The 19,464-nt window shown below is 64.6% G+C and carries 19 protein-coding genes; 8 read left to right on the forward strand and 11 right to left on the reverse strand.

Annotated features, from left to right (window positions below; translation table 11 throughout):
- The first annotated feature begins 63 nt into the window (after positions 1-63).
- From RFM41_RS26155 to RFM41_RS26185, 7 genes are all read left to right on the forward strand, one after another.
- Complete coding sequence (locus tag RFM41_RS26155; RefSeq protein WP_320252063.1) at positions 64-1,026, forward strand: sugar-binding protein; 963 nt, start codon at positions 64-66, stop codon at positions 1,024-1,026.
- Between the two features lie 121 nt (positions 1,027-1,147).
- Positions 1,148-2,713: a sugar ABC transporter ATP-binding protein gene (locus RFM41_RS26160; RefSeq protein ID WP_320252062.1), complete on the forward strand. Its 1,566-nt coding sequence runs from the start codon at positions 1,148-1,150 to the stop codon at positions 2,711-2,713.
- Positions 2,710-3,705 (forward strand): ABC transporter permease, encoded by a 996-nt coding sequence (locus RFM41_RS26165; RefSeq protein WP_320252060.1) that lies wholly within the window; start codon positions 2,710-2,712, stop codon positions 3,703-3,705. Before RFM41_RS26160 ends, RFM41_RS26165 begins: the two co-directional genes overlap by 4 nt.
- 228 nt (positions 3,706-3,933) lie before the next feature.
- A complete protein-coding gene (locus RFM41_RS26170) occupies positions 3,934-4,776 on the forward strand; it encodes a transporter substrate-binding domain-containing protein (RefSeq protein ID WP_320252058.1) in 843 nt (280 codons plus the stop codon).
- Positions 4,777-4,966: 190 nt separating this feature from the next.
- Positions 4,967-5,713 carry an ABC transporter permease gene (locus RFM41_RS26175; RefSeq protein WP_320252056.1) on the forward strand — a complete coding sequence of 249 codons (747 nt, stop codon included), beginning with the start codon at positions 4,967-4,969 and terminating at the stop codon, positions 5,711-5,713.
- Between the two features lie 9 nt (positions 5,714-5,722).
- Positions 5,723-6,454, forward strand: coding sequence for an ABC transporter permease (locus RFM41_RS26180; protein WP_320319308.1), 732 nt, complete (start codon positions 5,723-5,725; stop codon positions 6,452-6,454).
- Complete coding sequence (locus RFM41_RS26185; RefSeq protein WP_320252053.1) at positions 6,454-7,269, forward strand: ABC transporter ATP-binding protein; 816 nt, start codon at positions 6,454-6,456, stop codon at positions 7,267-7,269. The genes RFM41_RS26180 and RFM41_RS26185 overlap by 1 nt, the downstream gene beginning before the upstream one ends.
- A gap of 201 nt (positions 7,270-7,470) precedes the next feature.
- Here RFM41_RS26185 and phnN read toward each other — a convergent pair whose 3' ends face one another.
- The 10 genes from phnN to RFM41_RS26235 form a co-directional block, all read right to left on the reverse strand.
- Positions 7,471-8,097: a phosphonate metabolism protein/1,5-bisphosphokinase (PRPP-forming) PhnN gene (gene phnN, locus RFM41_RS26190; RefSeq protein WP_320252051.1), complete on the reverse strand. Its 627-nt coding sequence runs from the start codon at positions 8,095-8,097 to the stop codon at positions 7,471-7,473.
- Positions 8,094-9,233: an alpha-D-ribose 1-methylphosphonate 5-triphosphate diphosphatase gene (locus RFM41_RS26195; RefSeq protein ID WP_320252050.1), complete on the reverse strand. Its 1,140-nt coding sequence runs from the start codon at positions 9,231-9,233 to the stop codon at positions 8,094-8,096. Before RFM41_RS26195 ends, phnN begins: the two co-directional genes overlap by 4 nt.
- Positions 9,234-9,357: 124 nt before the next feature.
- The gene (locus tag RFM41_RS26200) at positions 9,358-10,065 is read right to left on the reverse strand and encodes a DUF1045 domain-containing protein (RefSeq protein WP_320252049.1); all 708 of its coding nucleotides are present in this window, start codon (positions 10,063-10,065) and stop codon (positions 9,358-9,360) included.
- Positions 10,066-10,101: 36 nt separating this feature from the next.
- Complete coding sequence (locus tag RFM41_RS26205) at positions 10,102-10,332, reverse strand: hypothetical protein (RefSeq protein ID WP_320252048.1); 231 nt, start codon at positions 10,330-10,332, stop codon at positions 10,102-10,104.
- Positions 10,314-11,126: a 5-deoxy-glucuronate isomerase gene (iolB, locus tag RFM41_RS26210; RefSeq protein WP_320252046.1), complete on the reverse strand. Its 813-nt coding sequence runs from the start codon at positions 11,124-11,126 to the stop codon at positions 10,314-10,316. Before iolB ends, RFM41_RS26205 begins: the two co-directional genes overlap by 19 nt.
- Positions 11,127-11,142: 16 nt before the next feature.
- Positions 11,143-11,355 carry a DUF3329 domain-containing protein gene (locus RFM41_RS26215; RefSeq protein WP_320252044.1) on the reverse strand — a complete coding sequence of 71 codons (213 nt, stop codon included), beginning with the start codon at positions 11,353-11,355 and terminating at the stop codon, positions 11,143-11,145.
- 64 nt (positions 11,356-11,419) lie between these two features.
- The gene (iolE, locus tag RFM41_RS26220; protein WP_320252042.1) at positions 11,420-12,334 is read right to left on the reverse strand and encodes a myo-inosose-2 dehydratase; all 915 of its coding nucleotides are present in this window, start codon (positions 12,332-12,334) and stop codon (positions 11,420-11,422) included.
- Between the two features lie 36 nt (positions 12,335-12,370).
- On the reverse strand, positions 12,371-14,215 hold the full coding sequence (gene iolD / locus RFM41_RS26225) for a 3D-(3,5/4)-trihydroxycyclohexane-1,2-dione acylhydrolase (decyclizing) (protein WP_320252039.1): 1,845 nt from the start codon (positions 14,213-14,215) through the stop codon (positions 12,371-12,373).
- A gap of 32 nt (positions 14,216-14,247) precedes the next feature.
- Entirely contained in the window at positions 14,248-16,182 is a 1,935-nt protein-coding gene (locus RFM41_RS26230; RefSeq protein ID WP_320252037.1) for a bifunctional 5-dehydro-2-deoxygluconokinase/5-dehydro-2-deoxyphosphogluconate aldolase, read from the reverse strand.
- A gap of 155 nt (positions 16,183-16,337) precedes the next feature.
- Complete coding sequence (locus RFM41_RS26235; protein ID WP_320252035.1) at positions 16,338-17,183, reverse strand: MurR/RpiR family transcriptional regulator; 846 nt, start codon at positions 17,181-17,183, stop codon at positions 16,338-16,340.
- Positions 17,184-17,341: 158 nt separating this feature from the next.
- On the opposite strand from RFM41_RS26235, the gene RFM41_RS26240 reads away from it, so the two are divergent.
- On the forward strand, positions 17,342-18,451 hold the full coding sequence (locus tag RFM41_RS26240; protein ID WP_320252033.1) for a Gfo/Idh/MocA family protein: 1,110 nt from the start codon (positions 17,342-17,344) through the stop codon (positions 18,449-18,451).
- A gap of 69 nt (positions 18,452-18,520) precedes the next feature.
- On the opposite strand, the gene RFM41_RS26245 is transcribed toward RFM41_RS26240, so the two are convergent.
- Positions 18,521-19,459 carry a sugar phosphate isomerase/epimerase family protein gene (locus tag RFM41_RS26245; RefSeq protein WP_320252031.1) on the reverse strand — a complete coding sequence of 313 codons (939 nt, stop codon included), beginning with the start codon at positions 19,457-19,459 and terminating at the stop codon, positions 18,521-18,523.
- Between the last annotated feature and the right edge of the window lie 5 nt (positions 19,460-19,464).

Raw genomic sequence — 19,464 nt, forward strand, 5'->3', positions numbered from 1 at the left:
AGGCCGCGGCCGAGACATCGGCGACGAGTTCTACAAGGCAAGTTCTACAAGGGAGGTTGAACTATGAAATCCATGATCCGTAATGCATCTGTCGCCGCGGCGGCCCTGGTTGTCGGGCTTGCGGCCACAGCGGTTGCCCGCGCCGACGACAAGCCGACGCTGGCCTTCGTCGTCAACGGCGCGTCAGACTTCTGGAAGGCGGCGGAAGCTGGCGTGAAGAAGGCGCAGGGCGAGTTGCCCGACTACAATCTCGAGCTCAAATATCCGGAACAATCCTCGGTCGCCATCCAGCAGCGGCTGATGGACGACCTAGTGACGGCAGGCGTCAAGGGCATCATGGTCTCGGCCGTCGATCCCAAGACCTCGACCGACGGGCTGAACAAGATCGCGTCGCAAACCGCGCTGTTCACCACCGACTCCGATGCGCCGCAGACCAAGCGCGTCGCCTATATCGGCTCGTCCAACGTCGATGCCGGCAAGCAGGCCGCCGAGATCGCCAAGAAGGCGATGCCCAACGGCGGCAAGTGCCTGGGCTTCGTCGGTCTGCTCGGCGCCGACAACGCCAAGGAGCGCATCCAGGGCATGAAGGACGGGCTCGCCGGCAGCAAGATTGAGCTGGTCGACGTGCGCGGCGACGACATCGACCAGGCGCGCGCCAAGAAGAATGTCGAGGACGCGCTGGTCGCCAGCCCCGACATCACCTGCATGGTCGGCTTCTACTCCTATAACACGCCGCGCATCTATGAAGCGCTGCGCGACGCCGGAAAGCTCGGCCAGATCACCGTCGTCGGCTTCGACGACGATCCGATCACGCTGGGCGGCGTCAAGGAAGGCACCGTGGCCGCGACCGTGGTGCAGCAGCCGTTCGAATGGGCCTATCAGGGTATGAAGCTGATGGCCGCCTATCTCAAGGGCGACAAGTCCGGCATTCCGGCCAACAACCTGATCATCATCCCGACCAAGATCATCGGCAAGGATGATGTCGACGCTTACGCCGCCAACCTCAAGGCGATGGCGGGCAAGTAAGTCCAGCACAGTTGCGCCGGCTCAAGGGTTTGCCTTGGGCCGGCGTTCGTATTGACGGGCCGGCCGAGGCCCGTCAGTCTGTGGCCACCGGCTGTTACCCCCTGCGGTAAACTTAGGCGCGATGACCTCTACCGACACCACTCACCCCGACACCGCTCCGTTTCTGGGCCTGGATGCCGTGCGCAAGACCTATCCGGGCGTTGTCGCGCTGGACAGGTTCTCGATGGAGGTCCGGCCCGGCGAGGTCATCGGCCTGGTCGGCGAAAACGGCGCCGGCAAGTCGACGCTGATGAAGATCCTCGGCGGCGTGACGCGGCCGGACAGCGGCACCATCACCGTCGATGGCGCGGCGCATGATGGATTGACCGTCGAGCAGAGCATCGGCTCCGGCATCGCCTTCGTGCACCAGGAATTGAACCTCTTCGAAAACCTCGACGTCGCCGCCAACATCTTCTTCGGCCGCGAGCCGCTGCGCGCCGGGCCGCTGAGGCTGGTCGACCGCGCCAAGCTGCGCGAGATGGTGGCGCCGCTCCTGAAGCGTGTCGGCGCCAATTTCTCGGCCGACGCGCCGGTGGCGTCGCTGTCGCTGGCACAGCAGCAGATGGTCGAGATCGCCAAGGCGCTGTCGATCAAGGCCCGCCTCGTGATCCTCGACGAGCCGACCTCCAGCCTGCCGATCGCCGAGACCGAGAAACTGCTCGACGTCATCAAGGGCCTCAAGGCGGAAGGTATCAGCGTCATCTTCATCTCGCACCGGCTGCATGAGATCGAGCGCGTCGCCGATCGTGTCGTGGTGCTGCGCGACGGCACGCTGGCCGGCACGCTGGCGAAAGATCAGATCAATCACGACGAGATGGTCAGGCTGATGATCGGCCGCATGCTGAAGGAGCGCGAGAAGGCCGGCGAAGCCGCCCGCGCGCCGGGCAGCGTCGCCCTGTCGGCGGATGCCATCCGCACCAGCACTTATCCGGATCGGCCGGTCAGCATCGAGCTGAGGCGCGCAGAGATACTCGGCCTCGCGGGCCTGGTCGGCTCCGGCCGCACGGAGTTGGCGCGCGTGCTGTTCGGCATCGACGAGCGGCTGGCCGGCAGCGTGACGCTCGACGGCAAGCCGCTCAATGTCGGCTCGGCCGCCGATGCGGTGGCGAACGGCATCTTCCTGGTGCCGGAGGACCGCAAGCTGACCGGCATATTGCTCGATCTCTCGATTGCGCAGAATATCTCGCTGCCCAACCTGCCGGCCCATGCCAGGCGCTCGCTGGTCTCGGCCAGTGCCGAGCTGGAGACGGCAGAAAAGCAAAAGAAGAACCTCGGCATCAAGGCGCCGTCGGTGCTGACCCGCACCGGCACGCTGTCGGGCGGCAACCAGCAGAAGGTGGTCCTGGCCAAGTGGCTGGCGATGAACCCCAAGGTGATGATCCTCGACGAGCCGACGCGCGGCATCGACATCGGCGCCAAGGCCGAGATCTACGGACTGATGCGGGCGCTGGCCGATGCCGGCGTCGCCGTGCTGATGATCTCCAGCGACATGGAAGAGGTGATCGGCGTCTCGGACCGCATCGCGGTCATGCATGAGGGGCAGATTTCCGGCATCCTCGACAAAGACGATTTCAGCCAGGAGAACGTGCTCTTGCTGGCGGTCGGCAAGAAGCCGAAACTGCTGCAAGCGGCGGGAGGAGCGCAATGAGCAAGAAAGATCTCGGCCTGCTGATCCTGATCCTGGTGGTCGGCGCGGTGGTGACGGCCATCAACCCGCGCTTCCTGTCGACGATCAACCTCGCCAACACCTCCAACCTCGTCGCGCTGTTCGGCATCCTGTCGATCGGCCAGGCCTTCGTCATCATCACCGGCGGCATCGAATTGTCGGTCGGCTCTCTGATCGCCTTGCTCGGCACGCTGTTCATCGACTTCATCGCGGTGCGCGAGGTGAACTGGCCGCTGGCCTTCGTGCTGATCCTCGTGCTCGGCGCCGTCATCGGCTTCGTGCATGGCTGGCTGATCACGCGGCTCAAGCTGCAGCCCTTCGTGGTGACGCTGTGCGGCCTGTTGATCTATCGCGGCGTGGCGCGCTTCTACACCGCCGACGGCACGGCGGGCTTCGCCTTCGGGCAGAATTTCCCGACGCTCGAATTCCTGACCGCCGGCCGGTCGGGCGGCCTGCCGAACTCATTCATCGCGCTGATCGTCATCGCCATCGTCATGTGGGTGGTGCTGCACCGCTCGGTGTTCGGCCGCTACCTCTACGCCATCGGCAAGAACGAGGAAGCGGCGAAGTATTCCGGCATCCGCACCGGCCGGATCATCATCGCCGCCTATGTCATCTGCGGCGTGCTGACGGCGCTGTCGGCGATCTATTTCGCCATGTACACGCGCTCGATCTCGCCGGCGAGCCACGGCCAGTTCTACGAGCTCTATGCCATCGCCGCGGCGGTGCTCGGCGGCTTCTCGCTGCGCGGCGGCGAGGGCTCGCTGGTCGGCGTCGTCCTCGGCACCGTGCTGCTGCAGGAGCTGCAGAATCTCGTCAACCTGCTCGGCATCCCGTCCTCGCTCAACTTCGCGGTGATGGGCGGCGTGATCCTGATCGGCGTGCTGGTCGACCAGCAATGGGGCGTCTTCCACGCCCGGCGCCGCATGATCGAAGCGACGCGCCAGAACGTTGCGGGCGCGCCGGCGGAATAGTCTCACTCTCAAGGCATCCCAGGAAAATCCGTAGCGATTTTCCGTTCGGACCTGCTGAGGCAACGGTCCTGATTGGATCGATGCTCGCGGCTTAGCCGCTGGGCGGGTCCAGATTCGTCGATGATTGCAACAACACGTGAACCGGAAAACAGCCCTTGTCGGCGAATCGGGGCTGGGCTAAGCAATTGGTATCTGAGGGTTCCAAGAACAAAAATGGGAGAAACTACCGTGACATCATCACGTTGGATCGCGCTCGCCGCGCTGGCGTTGACCTGCTCGACCCCGGCAATGGCCAAGGACTGGAAGACCGTGACGGTCGCCATGGAGGGCTCCTACGCCCCCTGGAACCAGACCGATGCCAGCGGCAAGATCGTCGGCTTCGAGGTGGACATCCTCAACGACGTCTGCGCCCGCGCCAAGCTCGAATGCAACATCGTCGCTCAGGATTGGGACGGCGTCATCCCCGGCCTCACGGCGGGCAAGTTCGACATCGTCATGGATGGCATGTCGATCACCGAGGAGCGCCTGAAGACGATCGACTTCTCGATCCCCTATGCCTCCTCGCCGGTGGCTTTCCTTGCCGACAAGAACGGTCCGCTGGCCCAATTGTCCAACAGCGGCAAGATGATCGACCTGTCGAAGGATGACGCTGAATCCAAGGCGGCGCTCGACACGCTGCGCAAGGAGCTCACGGGCAAGAATCTCGGCCTGCAGGTCTCGACCACCGAGGCAACCTTCGCCGACAAGTATCTCAAGGACGTCGCCAACGTCCATGAATACAAGACCACCGACGAGCACGATCTCGACCTGATGGCGGGCCGCATCGACGTCGCTTTCGCCGACACCACCTATTTCCTCGGCACACTGGCCAAGCCGGATGCCAAGGACCTGGAATTCGTCGGGCCGCAATTCAAGGGCGGTCCGATCCTCGGACCGGGCATCGGTGCTGCCTTCCGCAAGACCGACAAGGACCTGCAGGACATCTACAACAAGGCGCTCAAGGCCGCGCTCGACGACGGCTCGGTGTCGAAATACTCGATGCAGTGGTTCAAGATCGACATTACCAAGTAATGTCGCAACGGGAGCAGCCAAGGCTGCTCCCGTTTTGCATTGAGTGCATGTCGCCCGAAAGTGCCTAGCGGTTTCGGGGAAACGACATGCGCAAGATAAAGTGCATGTCGCCCGAAAATGCGCGGCGGTTTGGGAGAGCGCATCAAAGGCAAGCCGTCGATGCCTATCTCGGCGCCCGCAGGAGCCGTAAGTGGAGTTTCTCAACGATCTCAAGGACCAGGTGTCGACGGCCTATGAGCTGTTGGCCGCCGGCTGGGGCGTCCAACTGCTCTGGGGTATCGGCTGGACGCTCGCCGTCACCGTCGTCTCGATGCTGATCGGTGCCACGCTTGGGTCGCTGGTCGCGGCGGCCAAGCTCTCGCAGCGCGGCGGATTGCGGTTCATCGGCGAGAGCTACACCACCATATTCCGCGGCGAACCGGAACTTTTGATCATCTACCTGTTCTACTATGGCGGCACCCAGGTGCTGACCGGCGTGGCGAGGTCGACCGGATCGATCGGCTCGACGGACATCTTGAACATGCCGAGCTTCCTCGGCGGCGTGCTCGCGGTCGGCATCATTTCCGGCGCCTACCAGGCCGAGGTTTTTCGCGGGTCGTTCCTGGCGATCCATCGCGGCGAGCTGGAAGCGGCACGCGCCTACGGCATGTCGGCTTGGCTGCGGTTCCGCCTCGTGATCATGCCGCAGGTCCTGCGCCTCGCCGTGCCGGGTCTGGGCAATGTCTGGCAATTGACCATCAAGGATTCGGCGCTGATCTCGGTCACCGGCGTCGCCGAGCTGATGCTCACCGCCAACAAGGCTGCGCGTTCGACCCATCATTCGCTGCTTTTCTACACGCTGGCCGGCATCCTCTATCTGGTGATGACGTCGGTCTCGACGCCGATCTTCGACAGGGCCGAGCGTTACACCTCGCGCAGTTTCACGCGGCCGAAGTGAGAGGTGGCGGTGGATTTCGACTTCTACCTTTCGACCATGTGGAGCGTGCTGAAGGCGCTGCCACTGACGCTCGAGATCTGGTTCTTCGGCATCGCCTTCGGGCTCATCATCGCCACCGGCCTGACCTGGCTGCGAGCTTCCGGCTATAAATTCGGCGAATATTTCACCCGCGCCTATGTCTTCATCTTCCGCGGCTCGCCGCTCTTGGTGCAGCTCTACCTGATCTATTTCGGCCTGTCCCAGTTCGATTTCGTTCGCCACAGCCCGATCCTGTGGCCGATCCTGCGCGATCCGATGTATTGCACGATCGTCGCCATGGCCTTGAACACAGCCGCCTATGAGAGCGAGATTTTCCGCGGCGCGCTTAGGGCTGTTCCTGTCGGCCAGATCGAGGCGGCCAAGGCGTTCGGCATGTCGGCCTTCACCCGTTTCCGCCTCGTCACGCTGCCGATCGCGCTGCGGCTCGCCTTGCCGGCCTATTCGACCGAGATCATCCTCATGACCAAGGCGACCGCGCTCGCGTCCGTGGTCACCATCATGGAGATGATGGGAACGGCGCAGAAGATCCAGCACGACACGTTCCGGCCGATCGAGGTGCTGACCTGCGCCGGTGTGATCTACCTGCTGCTCAATCTGTCGATCGCCCGGCTGTTCGCCTGGGTCGAATACCGGCTTTCGCCGCATCTGCGCCCCCCGCCCGAGCAGAGCCAGCTGGTCAAACCCATCCCGGAGGTGTTGTGATGCCGGCAAATGTCGCCGCTGCAACGAAAGCAGCACGGTCCTCTGACGAGACGGCCGCCATCAGCGTCAAGGACCTGCGCAAGTGTTTTGGCGATCACGAGGTGCTCAAGGGCATTTCGCTCGAAGCCCACAAGGGCGATGTGATATCCATCCTCGGCTCCTCGGGCTCCGGCAAGAGCACGATGCTGCGCTGTATCAATCTCCTGGAAACCCCGGATTCCGGCGAAGTGCGGGTGGACGGCGAGCTTATCCGGATGAAGCGGGGCCGCGACGGTCATCAGATGCCGGCCGATATCCGCCAGGTGGAGCGCATCCGCGCCAACCTCGCCATGGTTTTCCAGAGCTTCAATCTTTGGTCGCACATGACGGTGCTGGAAAACCTCGTCGCCGCGCCGACGCATGTGCTGAAGCGTCCACGTGCGGAGTGCCTGGAGCAGGCCGAGGCGCTGCTGAAGCGCGTCGGCATATGGGAGCGCCGCAACTATTATCCGCCGCATATGTCCGGCGGCCAGCAACAGCGTGCGGCCATCGCCCGCGCGCTGGCCATGAACCCCAAGGTGATGCTGTTCGACGAGCCGACATCCGCGCTCGATCCGGAACTGGTCGGCGAGGTGCTGCGCGTCATGCGCTCCCTCGCTGAAGAAGGGCGCACCATGCTGGTCGTCACCCATGAAATGGGCTTTGCCCGCGACGTGTCGAGCAAGGTGATGTTCCTGCACAAGGGCGAGGTGGATTCGGTCGGCGAGCCGAAGGAAATGTTCGCCAGGCCGCCGACACCGCAGTTCAAGCAATTCATCGCCAACTTCAACAAGTGAAGCGTCGCTTTCCCCTTCTCCCCTTGTGGGAGAAGGTGGATCGGCGCGAAGCGCCGAGACGGATGAGGAGTGTTCCAGCTTGGCGATGGCGTTCGCCTGGCAGCACCGTTGTGCCCAACCGCTGGCGCTTCATTCCTTCCAGCACCCCTCATCCGGCCGCTTCGCGGCCACCTTCTCCCGCAAGGGGAGAAGGGGAAGGCGCTAAATCATGTCCGACAGGTCCGAGAACGCCATCGCCTTGCGCAGCACCTCGGCGAAGCGTTCGCCGGCGATTTCCTTGTCGCCGCTGTTGTCGATCGAGGTCACGTCCGGTCCCGTCAGCTTGACGCTGGTGCTGCGCGCCAGGCGGGCAAGCACTTCGCCGCGCGATTCGCGGCCGCGCGCGGCAAGCCGCTCGGCGAGGATCTCCGGCGCGGCGGTGATCTCGACCACGGCCAGGTTCGCGTAGCGTTCGCGCAGCGCCGGGATGACCGCGCGCGATACGTTGGCGACCGCCACATGGCCGTTCGCCACGGCCCAGTCGACATCGGCCGGCAGGCCATAGCGCAAGCCGTGCGCGTCCCAGCACAGCGAGAAGGCGCCGTCCGCCTCCGCTTCGGCAAAGGCGGCATCGGCCAGCGTGTCGTGGTCCTCGCTTGCCGTATCGCTCGGCCTGGTGATGACGCGGCGCACGAATTCCAGCCGCGTCTCGCCGGCAAAGTGCTGCTTGGCATAGCCGATCACCGTGTCCTTGCCGGCGCCGCTCGGGCCGACCACCGCGACGAAGACGCCGTTGCGGATCGGCAGGCTCTCGGCCAGCTCGCGCTCGATCAGGGCCGAGACCATCATGCGACCCGGCGGCCCTGGCGCCACACGGTGCGCACGACCGGCACATGGTCGTCCACGCGCACGCGCACTAGGTCGGCGCGGCGGCCCGGTTCGATGACGCCGCGGTCGGCGAGACCGACCGCCTCGGCCGGGTTCTTCGACACCATGGCGACCGCCTGCGGCAGTGAAATCCCTTCGACAACATCGCCGAGGAAGAAGGCCGACTGGATCAGGCTGAAGGGGATGTAGTCGGACGACAGGATATCGAGCAGGCCGTCGGCGGCGAGCGTGCGCGCCGAGACGTTGCCGGAATGCGAAGCGCCGCGCATGACGTTCGGCGCGCCCATCAGCACGCCGAGGCCCGCCGCCTTCGAGGCTTTGGCCGCTTCTTCCGTCGTCGGGAACTCGGCCACGCGCACGCCCTGCTCGATCGCTTCGTCGACATGGCTGGCGGTCGCGTCGTCATGGCTGGCCAGCACGATGCCGCGCTCGCGGCAGGCGGCCGAGATGAAGACGCGGTTCGGGCCGGAGTTGCGTGCCGATTCGCCCATGCGCTTCTCGCAGAATTTCTGGAAGTCGCGGTCGGTCAGCTTCAGCTTACGCTGGTAATAATAGGCATAGGTCTCAAGGTTGACGAACTGGCGCTGTCCAGGCGCGTGGTCCATCAGCGAAGCGAGCTTCACCCTGTCGTCGGTCTCGAAATTGGCGAAAGCCTCAAGGCAGTCCGGCGCCGAGACCTCGCAGCGCAGGTGGATGAAATGGTCGGCCCTGAGCCGGTCCTGGCGCACGCTGTCCTCGATCGCGTCGGCCAGCTTGCGGACGTCGTCGGATTTCAGGTCGGCGTCCTCGTCCATGCCGACGCGCAAGGCGTCGAGCACGGTGGTGATGCCGGCGGTCGCTACCTGGGCGTCATGGGCAAGCACGGCGGCGATGGGGTTCCAGCGCACTTTCGGGCGCGGCGCGTAATGGCCTTCGAGGTGGTCGGTGTGCAGCTCGACAAGCCCCGGGATGATGTAGTCGCCGCCCATATCCTCGCCGGCGTGGGCAGCGCCCGGCTCGACGGCGGCAATCAGGCCGTCGCGCAACAGAAGCGAGCCCTCGACGATTTCGTCGGGCAGCACGATGCGGGCATTGGTGAGAACGGTTTCGGCGGTCATCTCAGGTGGTCCTGTCTCGAGCGGTCATATCAGGGCAATTCCAGGAAAAGTGCTTTGCGGTTTTCCGTCCGGAATTGCGTAAAAACAAAGAAATAGGGCGGTTCAGCGTTTCCGCTGATCCGCCTTAGGCGGTCTTGCGGGCCGGGCCACGGCCAAGCGCATGGTGGGAAAGCACCATGAACGGGGCGCCCGGCTCGGTCTCGACGAACAATGTCAGCGCATCCACCGGCACCGGCTGCCGCAGCACGTCGGCGAACAGGCCGTCGATCGCTGCGCGAAGACGTGGGCTTTCCTGCGGCCCGACCCGCCCAGACAGCGTCATGTGGAAGCGGAATGTGTCGAAGACGTATGGATAGCCCCATTGGCAGAGGTTGCGAAACTCGTCCGGCTTCAGCGCATCGGGGCTGCGGCGCTCGATCTCGGCGTCGGTGAGCGGCGCGCGGAACGGATCGAAGGCGCGCACCACCTCGCCGGCGAATTGGTTGAGCGGCGCAAATCGCGTTTCCGGCACCAGCGCGAAGAAGCCGTCGATCTGCCCGACGACGAGACGCGGGATCACGACCGGCGGCGTCGCCTCGGCGAACCTGTCGAGCGCGGCGCGCAGCGAGGCTTCCGTCTCGTTCGGCGCTAACCGGAACGGCGCCTTCAGCGTCGCGTGGAACCCGTAACGCCTGGCGGAGGCGGTGTGGAAGGCGACTTCCGCGGCCGACAGATCGCCCACGGCCTCGACCGGCCGCGTCGCCGCGCCGAACGGGTCGCGGCCCAGCCAGTTGGCGGCAATGCGCGCCAGTGGCTCATCCTGTGCCGGGGTGTAGTAGATGGCGTAGCGCATCGGCGGTCCTCGTCAAGCGCGCTGCGCCCCGAAGGATCATGCGACGCGCTTCAAGTCATTGTTTTGGCAAGTCGTGGGTCCAAAAAACGCCAGAGCGCTTGCGGCGACATGCATCAGACCCGCTGCCATAGGTGATTTCCATGACGGATTGACGAAGCTTTCATGGGTTTTCGAAGGCAAGTCCAGCACGGAGCTTGTTAGCCGACGATTTTTCCGTACTGGACCAACGGCTTTGCCAAGCTGCCCGGTCAGGCCTTCATCAGCCATTCGTGCTCGGCCGCGTTGTGGAATTTCCACGTCCGCTTCGGCCCGGCCATGACATTGAGGTAATAGAGGTCGTAGCCGTGGCAGGCCGCGCAGGGGTGATAGCCCTTGGGCACCAGCACGACATCGCCGTCCTCGATCGCCATCGCTTCGTCCAGCTCGCGCACGCCGTTGCGGTCGGCATCGGTGTAGACGCGCTGGAAGGCAAAGCCCTGCGGCGGGTTGAGGCGATGGTAATAGGTCTCCTCGAGGTAGGATTCCGCCGGCAGATTGTCCTGGTCGTGCTTGTGCGGCGGATAGCTCGACGTATGGCCGCCGGGCGTGATGACCTCGACCACCAGCAGCGAATCCGCCGGCTTGCCCTCGGGCAGGATGTTGGTGACGTAGCGCGTGTTGGTGCCCTTGCCGCGCACCTCCTGGCCGAGATCGTCAGGCCCGATGACGCGCACCGGCAGGCCGCCGCCTAAGCCCGGGGCCGAGCAGACGGCGAGCTCCAGCTCGGTGTCGGCGGTCACCGACCAGTCGGCGCCTTGCGGCACATAGACCGACCAGGGCTTGCCCTCGAAGGGCGACATGCGCTCGCCGAGCAGGCCGAGGTCCTTGCCGCTGGCAGAAGCCTTGCCCTTGCCGGTGACGAAAACCAGGCAGACCTCGCGCTCGCCCGTCTTTCCGGACGCCGTCTCGCCCGGACGAAGCCGATGCAGATCGAAACCGACATAGGTCCAGCCGGCGCTTTGCGGCGTGACGTGAGCGACGTGGCCATGGCCCTTGTCGGCCTTGACGAGCAGTTTCGACATGCGGGGCTCCTTTGGATCATTCCTTCGGCTCGGCCGGAGGCTTGTTCTCCTCTGCCGGCTTGTAGAGGTAAAAGAACTGCCACACCGCGTAGCCTGCGAAGCCGAGCGCGATGACGCCCCAGAACGGCGTGCCAGAAGCGAACTCGATCACCGACCAGACCAGGCAGACCTCGACGACGGCGATGCGGCGCCACAACGGCCGGAAGAAGGGATGCTCATAGTCTTTCATCGCGCCAATCCAGGATTTGCCCAAAGCGCAACGGATAAACCGCGCGCCCCGGCGAATCCACCGTTTACGCCGGAAACCCTTGTGTCTCCACCGTGTAGCCGGCGGCCGTCATCACCCGCATCAGCTCCTTGTGGCCGACTTGGGCCATCTTGAGCGGCGGGTTCTTCTTCGGATCCTGCTCGGCCTCGACCACGAACCAGCCTTCATAGCCATGATCGGCGAAGCGCTGGACGATGGCGCCGAAATCGAGCGAGCCGTCGCCAGGCACCGTGAAGGCGCCGAGCGCCACCGCGTCGAGGAAGGACTGTTTCGAGCGGTCCAGCCCGTCGATCACGCCCATGCGCACGTCCTTCACATGGACATGGTTGATGCGCTTGTGATGGTTGTCGATGGCGCGCAGCACGTCGCCGCCGGCAAAGGCGAGGTGACCGGCGTCGAGCAAGAGCGGAATGCCTTCGCCGGAATGGCGCATGAAGGAATCGAGCTCCGGCTCGGTCTCGACCACCGCCGCCATGTGATGGTGGTAGGACAGCGGCATGCCCTGGTCCGCGCACCATTCACCGAATTCGGTGACGCGGCGGCCGTAGGCCTTCATCTCGTCATCTGAAAGTTTCGGCTTGGTGGCCAGCGGCTTGGAGCGGTCGCCCTGGATGGAACGGCCGACCTCACCATAGACGATGCAAGGCGCGTCGACCGCCTTGAACAGGTCGATCATCGGCTGGATGCGGTCCTTGTTCGTCGCCAGATCCTCATTGACCAGCGTGCCGGAGAACCAGCCGCCGCAAAGTGTGACGTCGGCCTCCTTCAGGATCGGCAGCATCACTTTCGGATCGTTCGGGAAGCGGCGGCCCATCTCCATGCCGGTGAAGCCCGCCGAGCGCGACTGGCGCAGGCACTCCTCCAGCGACACGTCATCGCTCAATTCCACCAGATCATCGTTCCACCACGCGATGGGGGACATGCCCAGTTTGGCTTTCAAGTCGTTACTCCAATGTCGGTTCGTTGCGAGGCCGGTTCAGCCCTGGCGGCTGCCCACGGCTTCCTCGTATTTCTTGCGCGCGGCGTTGACCTGGGGCCGCGACGAGACTTCCGGCACGGCGACATCCCACCAATGGCCGCCGGCCTCGGTCGACACCAGTGGATCGGTGTCGATGACCAGCACCGTCGTCCTGTCGTTCTTCTTCGCCTTGGCCAGCGCCGTCTCCAACTCGGCGATCGAGGCCACCTTCTCGGCATTGGCGCCCATGCTTGCGGCGTGCGCGGCGAAGTCGACGTCGGGCATAACCTCGTGGCGGGCGTCCTTGAGCAGATTGTTGAAGTTGGCGCCGCCGGTCGCCATCTGCAGCCGATTGATGCAGCCATAGCCGCGATTGTCGAGCAGCACGATGGTGAGCTTGAGGCCCAGCATCACCGAAGTGGCGATCTCGGAATTGAGCATCAGATAGGAGCCGTCGCCGACCATGACGACGACCTCCTGGTCGGGCTTGGCCATCTTGGCGCCGAGTCCGCCGGCGATCTCGTAGCCCATGGTCGAGAAGCCATATTCGGCGTGGTAGGAGCCCGGCGCGCCGGCCTGCCACAGCTTGTGCAATTCGCCCGGCAGACCGCCCGCCGCATGCAGCAGGGTGACGCCCGAGCCCATGGCGCGCTGCACGGCACCGATCACCTGCGCGTCGGAAGGATAGGCGGCATTGGTCGAGGCCGTCACCTTGGCGGCGGCGGCCTGCCATTCCGTCTTGCCCTTCAGCGCATTGTCGGTCCAGGCGGCCGGCACCTTCCAGCCCTTCAGCGCGGCGGACAGCTCGGAAAGCCCTTCGGCCGCATCGGCGATCAGCGGCAGCGCCCAATGCTTGCCGGCGTCGAAGACCTGGGTGTTGAGCCCGATGATGGTGCGGCCGGCATTCTTGAACAGCGCCCAGGAGCCGGTGGTGAAATCCTGCAGCCTGGTGCCGACGGCAAGCACGACATCGGCCTCTTCCGCCAGCCGGTTGGCAGCCGACGTGCCGGTGACGCCCACCGCAGCCATGTTGAGCGGATGATCGTCCGGCAGCGAGGATTTGCCGCCCTGCGTTTCGCAGACCGGAATGCCGGCGCCCTGCACCAGCTTGGCGAGCTCACCCGATGCCTGTGAATAGAGTACCCCGCCGCCGGCGATCACCAGCGGCTTCTTGGCGCCTTTCAGCGCCGCGATCGCGGCCGCCAGCTCGTTGCGGTCCGGGCGCAGCCGGCGCGGTATCCAGACGCGCTCGGCAAACAGGCTTTCGGGATAATCATAGGCCTCGGCCTGCACGTCCTGGCAGAGCGAGAGCGTGACCGGGCCGCATTCGGCCGGATCGGTCAGCACCTGCATGGCGCGGTTCAGCGCGGGGATGATCTGCTCCGGCCGCGTGATGCGGTCGAAATAGCGCGATACCGGGCGGAAGCAGTCGTTAACGCTCGCCGTGCCGTCGGAGAAATCCTCGGCCTGCTGCAGCACCGGATCGGGCAGGCGGTTGGCGAAGACATCGCCAGGCAGAAACAGGACGGGCAACCGGTTCACATGCGCGAGCGCGGCGGCCGTCACCATGTTGAGCGCGCCAGGGCCGATCGAGGTGGTCGCGGCCATGAAGCGGCGGCGGAAATTCGCCTTGCCATAGGCGATCGCCGCATGCGCCATCGCCTGCTCGTTATGGGCGCGGAAGGTCGGCAGCTCGTCACGCACCTGATAGAGCGCCTCGCCGATGCCGGCCACATTGCCATGGCCGAAGATCGCCCAGACGCCGCCGAAGATCGGCACCTTTTTCCCGTCGACCTCGGTCATCTGCCGGCTGAGAAAGCGGGTCAGCGCCTGCGCCATCGTCAGGCGGATTGTCTTGCTCATGATCTTTCCTCCGCGATCCTTCAGCGGTCTTCTTATGCGGCCTTGCGGCCGCGCGCCGCAAGCCAGGCCTCAGTCAGCTGCTCGAAGCGCGCCGCCATGTCGGCAATGGCCTCGTCATCCGACATCTTGCCGGCCAGCCATTGTTCGGCGGCGTTGATGAAGATGGTGCGACCGACCGCAAATCCCTTGACGATCGGCGCATTGCTCGTGGCGGCAAACGCCGCGACCAGCTCGTCCTGCGGCGCCTCCAGCCCGAGCAGAACGACGCCGCGGCACCATGGATCGTTCTTGACGATCACCTGTTCGATCTTTGCCCAGGCGCCTGCGGAAGCCTGCGGCTCGAGCTTCCACCAGTCGGGCTTGATGCCCAGCGCATAGAGTTCCTCCAGCGCGCGTGGAATGGTGGTGTCGTCGAGCTTGCCATGCTTGCCGGCGATGATCTCGACCAGCAGTTCCCGTCCGACTTTCCGCGCCGCCTCGAACAGCGCGCGCAGCTTCTGCTGTTGCTCAACTTTGAGCGCCTGCGGGTCGTCCGGATGGTAGAAGCACAGGCATTTGATGCAATGGTCGACCGGCCATTCGGTGAGCTGCGAGCCGATATCCTGCGAGAATTCGAAGCGCAGCGGTCGCGATCCCGGCAATTCGACCGGCCGGCCGAGCCAGGCGAAGGGGTGACGGGCGAATTCGAACATCGCGTCGCGGCCATATTTCTCGTCGATCAGCATGCCGTAGCCGTCGCGGCCGGCTGCGACCTTGGCCGCCGCCTTGACTGTCAGCACCTTGAAATCGGGGATACGCGAAGCATCGGCGCCGACCCTCGCCGCGACATCTTCCAACTGGACGCGATGGTCGCAGGCTAAAGCCATCAGCGAGGGAATGTCGCGCCGCCGTGTCGTCGCCCAATGGATGTGGTTGATCGCCTCGTCCTTGCGCAGCGCCAGATGCTTGCTGCCGTGCTTGAGGAAGAACTGTAGCTCGTCGAAGGTCGGATATTCCGGCGCGCAGAGCAGGCGCGACACTGCGAAGGCGCCGCAGGCATTGGCCCAGGTGGCGGCGGTGGCAAAGCTTTCGCCGCCGAGCCAGCCGCGCAGGAAGCCCGACATGAAGGCGTCGCCGGCGCCCAGCACATTGTAGATCTCGATCGGGAAACCCTTGCCGACGATGCCGTCCTCGAGGTCGTCGCTGATCGGCCCGTCATAGACGATGCAGCCCTTGGCGCCACGCTTCAGCACGATGGTGGCGGACGACAGCGCTCGGATCGTCTTCAGCGCGCTCAGGCAATCGTCGGCGCCAGACGCTATCATGATCTCTTCTTCGGTGCCGACGATGAGGTCGCAATCGGGCAGCACGGTCTTCAGCTGCGCCGAGACGCGGTCGGATTTGACGTAGCGCTCGAAACCCTCGGCGTGGCCGGCAAGGCCCCAGAGATTCGGGCGGTAGTCGATGTCGAACACCACCTTGCCGCCCTTGGCTTTCATCAGGTGGATCGCCTTGCGCTGCGCGGCATCGGAATTGGGGCGCGAGAAATGCGTGCCGGTAACAACGACCGAGCGCGCCGAGGCGATGAAGGCCTCGTCGATGTCTTCCTCGGCCAGCGCCATGTCCGCGCAGTCCGAGCGGTAAAAGATCATTGGCGAGACGCCTTCGCTCTCGACCGAGAGCAGCACCAGCGCGGTCAACCGCTCCTTGTCGGTCTTCAAGCCATCGACAGAGACGCCCTCACGCTTGAGCTGCTCGCGGATGAAGCGGCCCATCTGCTCGTCGCCGACGCGCGTCAGCAACGCCGAGCGCAGGCCGAGCCTTGCGGTGCCGACGGAAATATTGGCCGGACAGCCGCCGACCGACTTGGCGAAAGAGGTGATGTCCTCCAGCCGCGAGCCGATCTGCTGGCCATAGAGGTCGACCGAAGCGCGGCCGATGGTGATGACGTCGAGCGGCGGGTGTTTCCCTTCCACGGCTTCGCCCATTCGAACCTCCCATCGGCCTTGTTGTGTAAAGCAGCGTCGTTTCGGACGGCACGTGCAAGTGACGGCGTGATGCCGTCAATATGAAATATTAATTCCAATCGTCAGTCAATATGGAATGAGCGTTCCCGAGGCAAAAAGCGTGCCTCGGCGAGGCCTCAGCTCCTGCGCCGGCGTCCGGCTTCGCGGCGCTTCTCACCGACGGCGACGGTCAGCGCCATGGCTAAAGCCATCGTCGCCGAAATCGAGCGGAAGCCGCCGAAATCGGCCTCGGCGACCTCGAACCAGACCTTGGCGAATTGCGCCAGCGGCGAGAAGGACGAGTCGGTGATGGCCACGATCGGCACGCCCTGTTCGGCGATCGAGCGCGTCTCATCGATCGTGGCAGGCGCATAAGGCGAGAAGCTGATGGCGATGACGGCGTCGCGCGGCGTGGCGAAGCCGATCATCTCGGCGTTCAGGCCCGCGGCCGATTCCACCAGCTGATTGCGGATCTTGAGCTTGCCCAGCGCATAGGCGATGTAGGACGCGACCGGATAAGAGCGGCGCTTGGCCAGCACATAGATCGTCTCGGCCTTCGCCAGCAGCGCCACCGCTTCTTCGAAATGCGCATCGTTGAGCGCGCGCGAAATATCGCCTAGCGAGGTGCTGGCGGCGGCGACGAAGCCGTCGAAGATCGCCCGGTGGCCGCCACCGTCCTCGGCCTTGGCGCGCAGCGCCGCCAGCCGCTCGTCATAGGAGGAGTTGCGCTCGCGCAGCCGCTCGCGGAAAACCTGCTGCAGGCTGGTGAAGCCGTCGAAGCCGAGCTGCTGGGCAAAACGGATCAGCGTCGAGGGCTGCACGCCGGCCGAGGCGGCGATGCTGGCCGCCGTGCCGAAGGCGATGTCGTCGGGATTGTCGAGCGCATAGGCGGCGATCTGCGCGATGCGCTTGGGCAGGCTCGCGCGCCTGTCCAGGATCGTCGCGCGCAGCGTTTCGAAATCGCGAGGCACCCGTTCGTCCATCGTCGCTCCGCCCACGCCCATAAAGATTTGTCCCTCTCCTGCCCCATCATAGCGAGTTCGCGCAAGAACACCATAAAAAATGATTTGTATGTTCCATTCCACACCAAAATGGACTAATCAATCCACACCAGTATTCCTTCATCTTGGAGACAATCGACATGGTCGGAGTGGGCCTCATCGGCACGGGCTTCATGGGCAAGTGCCATGCCATCGCCTGGAACGCGGTGGGCGCCGTCTTTCCCGATGTCGAGAAGCCGAGACTGGTGCATCTGGGCGAGGTCAATGACGAGTTGGCCCGGCGCAAGGCCGGCGAGTTCGGCTTCGCGAAAGGCTCGGGCGACTGGCGCGCCGTGGTCAACGATCCGGACGTGGACGTCGTCTCGCTGACCACGCCAAACCAGTTCCACCCCGAGATGGCGATCGCCATCCTCGAAGCCGGCAAGCATCTGTGGTGCGAGAAGCCGATGGCGCCGAGCTTTACCGAGGCCGAGACCATGGCTGCCGCCGCGAAGAGGTCCGGCAAGGTCGCCGTGCTCGGCTACAACTACATCCAGAACCCTGCCATCCGCCATATCGGCGCGCTGCTCGAGGAAAAAATCATCGGCGACGTCAACCTCGTGCGCATCGAGATGGACGAGGATTTCATGGCTGACCCGGAAGCGCTGTTCTTCTGGAAGCACGAGGCTTCTTCCGGCTACGGCGCGCTCGACGATTTCGCCGTCCATCCGCTGTCGCTGATCAAGGCGCTGTTCGGCCGTGTTTCGCGCGTCATGTGCGACATGGTCAAGCCTTATGCCGATCGCAAGACCGCTTCCGGCGCCCGCCGCGCGGTGGAGACCTACGACATCGCCAGCGTCTTGATGCATCTGGAAAACGGCGTTGCCGGCACCCTGCTGGTCAACCGCTCGGCCTGGGGCCGCAAGGGCCGCATCGCTATCCAGATCTTCGGCTCGAAGGGCTCGATCCTCTATGACCAGGAACGGATGAACGAGTTCCAGCTCTACCTCACCGCCGACCGGCCGACCGAGCAGGGCTACCGCACCATCCTGGTGGCGCCGCACCACAAGCCATACGATTCCTTCCTGCCGGCGCCCGGCCATGGCCTCGGCTTCAACGATCTCAAGATGATCGAGTGCCGCGAGGTCCTGATGCGCATCGCCGGCAAGCCGGCCCGCATCCTCGACTTCGACGAGGGGCTGGAGATCGAGCGCACCGTGCACGCCATGGCGCGCTCGTTCCAGGAGCAGCGCTGGGTCGATGTCAGATAAGCCCGCCGGCCATCGAGACCGCCACAACGGGCCGCGGTGGCTGACCAATGCAAGATCGAACCTGAGCATTCAGGCCAGGTTGATGGCGACGTTGCGCAGCAACGCGACGGACTTGCGCATGCCTTCCATAGGCGACAGCATCATGTCCTCATGCTCGATGGAGAGCACGTCGTCATAGCCGGCCTGCTTCAGCGCAGTGCAGAACTGCCGCCACCAGGTCTCGCCATGGCCGTAGCCCAGCGTGATGTAGTTCCAGGCGCGTTCGGCATAGTGGTTGGGCGGGCGCGCATCGAGCACACCGTCGATGCCGGCCGGCACCGGCTCGACGCGCGTATCCTTGGCGTGGACATAGTAGATCGCGGAGCCAAGCTTGCGCACCGCGGCGATGGGATCGGCGCCCATCCACATCGGATGGCTCGGATCGTAGTTCGCCCCCACGGTCTCGCCGACGGCATCGCGCAGGCGGAACAGCGTCTGGACATTGTAGACCGCCTGATGGCCGTGCAGTTCCAGGCAGAGTTTGCCGATGCCGAGATTGTTCGAAAATCTCACCAGATCGCGCCAGTAGGGGATGATGCAATCGTCCCACTGGTAGCGCTGGATGTCGGCGCATTCGGGCGGCCAGTCGGTGATGATCCAGTTGGGGTTGGCGTCACCCGGCCCGCCGGGCAGGCCGGACATCATCACCACCCGGTCAATCCCCATCAGGCTCGCCAGCCGGATCGTATCCTCGGTCACCTGGCGGTGCTTCTTGCCCTGCGGTCCCGGGTGCAGCGGGTTGCCCGAGCAGTTGAGCGCCGCGATCGTCAGCCCATGGTCGCGGACCTTGGCGACGAATTCGGCGCGGGTCGCAGCACTCTCCAGCATCGCCGTGAGATCGATATGCGGCGCGGATGACCAGTTGCCGCAGGCGAACTCCAGCGTCTCCAGCCCCAGCTCGGCCGAGGCATGCAGCATCTCGTCGAAGGACAGGTTGCCGAGGCTGTCGGTGATCATGCCAATCTTCATGTCGG

This window comes from Mesorhizobium vachelliae (genome assembly GCF_033977325.1).
Classification (GTDB): Bacteria; Pseudomonadota; Alphaproteobacteria; order Rhizobiales; family Rhizobiaceae; genus Mesorhizobium; species Mesorhizobium vachelliae.